Here is a 5,638-nt window from a genome sequence, read left to right on the forward strand (position 1 = left end):
GCCCCGGCGGTGTTCGGCCGGGGCGGCTTCGAAGCGATATGAGCACGGCAGTCCGTCGACGGTGAACCGATCGGAACTGGGCGGTGGGTGTCAGTACAGGGCGGCGGCGAGCTTGCGGCGGGCCGCGATCACGAAGGGCTCGGCGGGGTCGAACAGCTCGAACAGTTCGAGCAGGCGAGTGCGAGCCTTGGTGCGGTCGTCGCCCGCGGTGCGCTTGACGATCGCGATGATCCGTTCGAAGGCCGCCTCGGGGCGCTGTTCGAACATTTCGACGTCGGCGGCGTCGAGGGCGGCATCCAGGTTCGCCGGGTCGGCGTCGGCGGTGGCCACCACCGCCGGATCGAGCTGCTGGGCCCTGGTCAGGAAGCGCAGCTGGCGCAGGGCCGCCTTGGCTTCCTCGTTGCCGGGTTCCTCGGCGATGATCGCCTCGTAGGCCGCCTCGGCGCCGGCGAAGTCACCTTCGGACAGCTTGTCCTCGGCGTCGACGAAGCGCGGATCCTCGACCTCGGGTTCGGCGGGTGCCGCGTCGGGGTCGCCCTCGAGCTTGCCCGCGGTCGCGTCCATCACCGCGTCGAGCCACTGGCGTACCTGCGGGTCCGGCTGCGCGCCTTCGAAGTCGGCCAGCGGCTGCCCGCCCGCCACCGCGATCACCGTCGGAATGCCCTGCACACGCAGCGCCTGGACGATGTTCATATTGGGTTCGGCCTCGATCACGGCCAGATCCCAGGCGCCGCGGTCTTCGGCGTTGAACCGTTCGAGCGTGCGAACCAGCTCGACGCTGCCCGCGCTGCGCTGCGAGAACAGCGCGACCACCACGGGCACCTGCGTCGAGCGCCGGATCACCTTGGCTTCGAAATCCGCCTCGGTGACCGTGTGGTTCCCCGAGGCCGGAGCAGCAGCGGCACCGCCGGGCGCGGCGGGCGGCTGCTTCAGCGCGGACAGATCCACCGCGCCGGACATGGCGGCGGCAGCGGCGGGCGAAGGACGGCGGGCAGCGGGTCGAGTCACGGTTTCCAGTTTGTCACGAAGCCGTCGGCGCGGCAGCCGCGGAGCCCTTGCTCGCGTCGGCGCTCAGCTCGCCCAGCTGACCGGTGCGCACTGCCCAGACCTCGAAGATCACGGTGAACAGCGGCGGAATGCTCGACGCCAGCGCCAGCACCGTGGTCTTCCAGTTCCAGTTCAGCTCACGCGAGGCCAGCAGCGCGGAGAGCACGAACAGCACGAAGATCCCGCCGTGGACCGGGCCGAAGATCTTCACGCCGATCTCGTTGCCCTCCGCGGGCAGGTACTTGAACGCCATACCGGTCAGCAGACCGATCCAGGACAGCGCCTCGAGCACCGCGAAGAACCGGAACCGGCTGGCCGTTGACCGCAAATCGAAGAAACCCATGCCCACTATTGTGCCGCATGATCTACGACACCACGTAGTTGGACCGGTCACAACAAAAGCCCCGGTACTCGCGCGGAGTACCAGGGCTTTCGTGGTCGAACAGGATCAGGCGGGAACGCGGATGATCAGCGCGTCGCCCTGGCCGCCACCGCCACACAGCGCGGCGGCACCGACGCCACCACCGCGACGCTTCAGCTCCAGCGCCAAGTGCAGCAGGATGCGCGCGCCCGACATGCCGAGCGGGTGCCCGATGGCGATGGCGCCACCGTTGACGTTGACCTTCTCCGGGTCGTAGCCCAGCTTGCGGGTCGAGGACACCCCGACGGCCGCGAACGCCTCGTTGATCTCGATCAGGTCCAGCTCGGCGGGCGTGATGCCCTCCTTCGCGCACGCGGCGAGGATGGCGTTGGCGGGCTGGTCCTGCAGGGTCGAGTCCGGCCCGGCGACCTGGCCCGCGGCGCCGATCTCGGCGATCCACTCCAGGCCCAGCTCCTCGGCCTTGGTCTTGCTCATCACGATCACCGCGGCCGCGCCGTCGGAGATCTGCGAGGCGGTGCCCGCCGTGACGGTGCCGTCCTTGCGGAAGGCCGGGCGCAGCTTGCCCAGCGATTCGACGGTGGTGTCGGCGCGAATGCCCTCGTCCTCGGTCACGTAGACCGGGTCACCCTTGCGCTGCGGCACGGCGACCGGCACGACCTCGTCCTCGAACAGCCCGTTCTTCCACGCGGCGGCGGCGCGCTGGTGCGAGGCCGCGGCCAGCGCGTCCTGCTCCTCGCGGCTCACCTTGTCCAGGTCGTTGCGATCCTCGGTGAGCAGGCCCATGGCCTGGTCGGTGATCACGTCGTGCAGGCCGTCGTAGGCCATGTGGTCGACGAGGGTGGTGTCGCCGTACTTGAAGCCCTCGCGGCTCTTCGGCAGCAGATGCGGAGTCTGGCTCATCGACTCCATACCGCCGGCCACCACGATCTCGTGCTCCCCCGCGCGGATCAGCTGGTCGGCCAGCGCGATCGCGTTGATGCCCGACAGACAGACCTTGTTGATCAGGATCGACGGCACATCCATCGGGATGCCCGCGGCGATGGCGGCCTGGCGCGCGGGCAGCTGCCCCGCGCCCGCCTGCAGCACCTGGCCGAGGATCACGTAGTCGACCTGCTCGGGCGCGACGCCGCCCTTCTCGAGCGCGGCCTTGATCGCGACACCGGCCAGATCCGAGGCCTTGAAGCCCTTCAGACCGCCCAGCAGCCGACCGACCGGGGTACGCGCACCGGACACGATGACAGAAGTGGTCACGAAAGCCTCGCATTCATTGAGTCGATCCTCGCGGACGCGCACAGCAGCACCGCACGCGTACAGGAGTTGGACTCCACGGTAACCGGTATCGGCCCGCGCCCGGCACGCAGGTCCGCGCTAGCTTCGTGGGGTGACCAATGAGAACTTCATCCCCGCCGACTACGTCATCGCCGTCGACCACGTGGGCATCGCCGTGCCCGACCTGGACACCGCGGTGGCCTGGTACACCGACAACCTCGGCATGGTCGAGACCCACCGCGAGGTGAACGAGGCCCAGGGCGTCGTCGAAGCCATGCTGTCGTGCCCCGCCGCCGCCGACCGCGCGACCGCCCTGCAGTTGCTGGCCCCGCTCACCCCGGAGTCGACCATCGCCAAGTTCATCGACCGCAGCGGCCCCGGACTGCAGCAGCTGGCCTACCGGGTCACCGATATCGAAGCCGTTTCGGGTTTCCTGCGCGGGCGCGGCGTGCGTTTGCTGTACGAAGCCCCACGTCACGGGACCGCCGATTCCCGCATCAATTTCATCCATCCGAAGGATGCTGGCGGTGTGCTGGTCGAGCTCGTGGAGCCGAACCCGGATGTTACGCACTAGTACGCCGGTACTGTCGGTAAATCTCGGCGAGATCACAATCACGGTCGAGTCTCCATAGGCTCGCTCGAGGCTGTATTTTGTGTGCCATGTCGTCACCTGAGTCCGATCGCAATCGCTTCGTTGCACTGCCCTTCACCGTTGTGCGCAAGGGTTATGCGCAAGACGAGGTGCGCAACTACTTCGACCGCTTCGACGCTGAGCTCCGCGTCACCGCCACCGACCGGGACGCTGCCGCAGCGCAGGCCCGCAATCTCGCCAGCCAGCTGGAAGATGCGCGTGACGAGATCGACGAGCTCCGCAAGGAGGTCGACCGGCTTTCCGTGCCGCCGACCACCGCCGAAGGCATGTCCGACCGTATCTCGCGCATGCTGCGCCTGGCCTCGGACGAAGCGTCCGAGGTCCGCGCGCTGGCGCAGGCCGAAGCCGCCGAGATGGTGTCGATCGCCGAGCAGCAGGCCACCGAGATGCGTGGCAAGTACGAGTCGCTGCTCGCGGAGACCAAGGAGAAGCGCGAGGCGCTCGAGATCGAGTTCGAGCAGACCCTCGCGAACGCGCGCACCGAGTCGGCCAAGATCATCGAAGCCGCCCAAGCCGATGTCGAACGTCTGGGCAAGGAGGCCGAAGCCAAGCGCAAGGCCACCCAGCAGGACTTCGAAGCCACCATGAACGATCGGCGTACCAAGCTGACCCGGGCCATGGAGGAGCTCGAGGCCACCAGTCGCGCCGAAGCCGCCCAGCGGATCAAGGACGCGACCGACGAGTCGAACCGCCTGATCAGCTCCGCCACCCAGACCTCCGAGCGCAAGATCGCGCACGCGAAGGAACTGGCCGAGGAGATGCGCGTGCTGCGCGGCCGGGTGCTCGCCCAGCTGCTCGGTATCCGCGGTCAGCTCGATTCCGTGCCCGCCATGCTCGCCGCGGTCAACCGCGAGAGCGAACTGCTCGACGGCACGCCTGAGCGCAAGTCGATCAGCAACAACGGCAACAAGTCGGTGTCGAGCTCGCGTCAGAACAAGGCCATCCCCGAGGTCGCCGACGAGGACATCGTCGATGAGGACCGCGAGAGCGCTGACGTCAACTAACCAGCTGTCGGACTCGTCACGACATTCACCCGGAAAACCGAAGGCCGCCTCGAATCATCGAGGCGGCCTTCGGTTTTCTGTCGCTCGGGTCACGACCAGCGGCGGGTGATGCCGCGGGTGCGCCTGCCGTTCCAGCAACCCTGGTGCCAGTGCCTGCGGTCGTCCTCGCCGCCCTCGACGGCCCAGGCCACGATGTGGGCGACACCGATCGCGATCTCGTGGTCGCAGCCGGGGCACCGATAGGGCTTTACCGCACGAGCGCCGGGAACCGTTCGCACGACATAGGTTTCGTCGCCCGGACCGTCCTCGGTGCGGCCGTACACATCGCCGATCGGCCTAGGCGCCGTAGAACGTCCGCTGCGCGGTCTACGTCGCGGCATGACACTCCTCCTAGAACAGGCGGAAAACGTTGCTCTCCGTGCCGCGTAGCTCGTCGTAATCGAGCGTGAGGCACCGGATTCCACGGTACTCGGCCAGCGTCTTCGCCTGCGGCTTGATCTGCTGTGCCGCGAACACCCCGGCCACCGGGGCCAGCAGCGGGTCGAGGTTGAGCAGTTCGAGGTACCGGGTGAGCTGCTCGACACCGTCGATGTCACCGCGCCGCTTGATCTCCACCGCCACGGTGGCGCCGTCGGCATCGCGGCACAGCAGGTCCACCGGGCCGATCGCGGTCATGTACTCGCGCCGCACCAGGGTGTACCCCTCCCCGAGCTTCGTCACGTGTTCGGCGAGCAACTCCTGCAGATGCGCTTCGACGCCGTCCTTCACCAGACCGGGGTCGACCCCGAGCTCGTGCGAGGAATCGTGCTCGATCTCCTCGATGGTGATCCGCAATTCCTCGCCGGCCTTGTTGGTCACCACCCACAGCGCCTTCGCCGTCACCGGCTCGGGAGTCTGCCCCTCCCGCAACGGCCGTACGCCGTCGGGCAAGGCGGCGGGCATCGCGTCCGGCACTTCCTGCTCCACCAACCAGCACGGCGGACTCATCCAGTTCAGCGGCTTGTACGAGCCGCCGTCGGAGTGCACGAGCACCGACCCGTCGGCCTTGATCAGCAACAGCCGACGAGCCATCGGAAGGTGGGCGGTCAGTCGACCGACATAGTCGACCTGGCAACGAGCAATGACGAGGCGCACCCAAGCACTGTAGGCGACGGCCCTGGGAACGCAAAAAGGCCCCCAACCAATGGTTGAGGGCCTTTCGCAATGATGTTCCGGCAGTGTCCTACTCTCCCACACCCTGTCGAGTGCAGTACCATCGGCGCAGGTGGCCTTAGCTTCCGGGTT

Annotated in this window: 7 protein-coding genes; 2 read left to right on the forward strand and 5 right to left on the reverse strand. The window is 67.8% G+C overall.

Annotation, left to right across the window (positions count from 1 at the left end; all coding sequences use genetic code 11):
- Positions 1–90 precede the first annotated feature (90 nt).
- From ACFTS5_RS34130 to ACFTS5_RS34140, 3 genes are all read right to left on the reverse strand, one after another.
- Positions 91–960, reverse strand: coding sequence for a tetratricopeptide repeat protein (locus ACFTS5_RS34130; RefSeq protein ID WP_378639485.1), 870 nt, complete (start codon positions 958–960; stop codon positions 91–93).
- 61 nt (positions 961–1,021) lie between these two features.
- Entirely contained in the window at positions 1,022–1,390 is a 369-nt protein-coding gene (locus tag ACFTS5_RS34135; protein WP_378639475.1) for a DUF3817 domain-containing protein, read from the reverse strand.
- A 105-nt stretch (positions 1,391–1,495) separates the two neighbouring features.
- The gene (locus ACFTS5_RS34140; protein ID WP_378639478.1) at positions 1,496–2,680 is read right to left on the reverse strand and encodes an acetyl-CoA C-acetyltransferase; all 1,185 of its coding nucleotides are present in this window, start codon (positions 2,678–2,680) and stop codon (positions 1,496–1,498) included.
- Between the two features lie 130 nt (positions 2,681–2,810).
- On the opposite strand from ACFTS5_RS34140, the gene mce reads away from it, so the two are divergent.
- Positions 2,811–3,272, forward strand: coding sequence for a methylmalonyl-CoA epimerase (gene mce / locus ACFTS5_RS34145; protein ID WP_266296146.1), 462 nt, complete (start codon positions 2,811–2,813; stop codon positions 3,270–3,272).
- An 86-nt stretch (positions 3,273–3,358) separates the two neighbouring features.
- Positions 3,359–4,354, forward strand: a complete 996-nt coding sequence (locus ACFTS5_RS34150) for a hypothetical protein (protein ID WP_084473310.1) — start codon at positions 3,359–3,361, stop codon at positions 4,352–4,354.
- Positions 4,355–4,443: 89 nt separating this feature from the next.
- Here the strand turns inward: ACFTS5_RS34150 and ACFTS5_RS34155 are convergent, their stop codons facing one another.
- Positions 4,444–4,734: an ATP/GTP-binding protein gene (locus tag ACFTS5_RS34155; protein ID WP_378639481.1), complete on the reverse strand. Its 291-nt coding sequence runs from the start codon at positions 4,732–4,734 to the stop codon at positions 4,444–4,446.
- Positions 4,735–4,744: 10 nt separating this feature from the next.
- Positions 4,745–5,488: an endonuclease NucS gene (nucS, locus tag ACFTS5_RS34160; RefSeq protein ID WP_378639483.1), complete on the reverse strand. Its 744-nt coding sequence runs from the start codon at positions 5,486–5,488 to the stop codon at positions 4,745–4,747.
- Between the last annotated feature and the right edge of the window lie 150 nt (positions 5,489–5,638).

Source organism: Nocardia sp. NPDC056952, assembly GCF_042674185.1.
Classification (GTDB): Bacteria; Actinomycetota; Actinomycetes; order Mycobacteriales; family Mycobacteriaceae; genus Nocardia.

What these genes read in the sequence shown, in the direction of transcription:
- ACFTS5_RS34155 (WP_378639481.1), bottom strand. Translation starts at nt 4,734, where the DNA reads ATGCCGCGACGTAGACCGCGCAGCGGACGTTCTACGGCGCCTAGGCCG.
- ACFTS5_RS34135 (WP_378639475.1), bottom strand. Translation starts at nt 1,390, where the DNA reads ATGGGTTTCTTCGATTTGCGGTCAACGGCCAGCCGGTTCCGGTTCTTC.
- ACFTS5_RS34150 (WP_084473310.1), top strand. Translation starts at nt 3,359, where the DNA reads ATGTCGTCACCTGAGTCCGATCGCAATCGCTTCGTTGCACTGCCCTTC.
- ACFTS5_RS34130 (WP_378639485.1), bottom strand. Translation starts at nt 960, where the DNA reads ATGTCCGGCGCGGTGGATCTGTCCGCGCTGAAGCAGCCGCCCGCCGCG.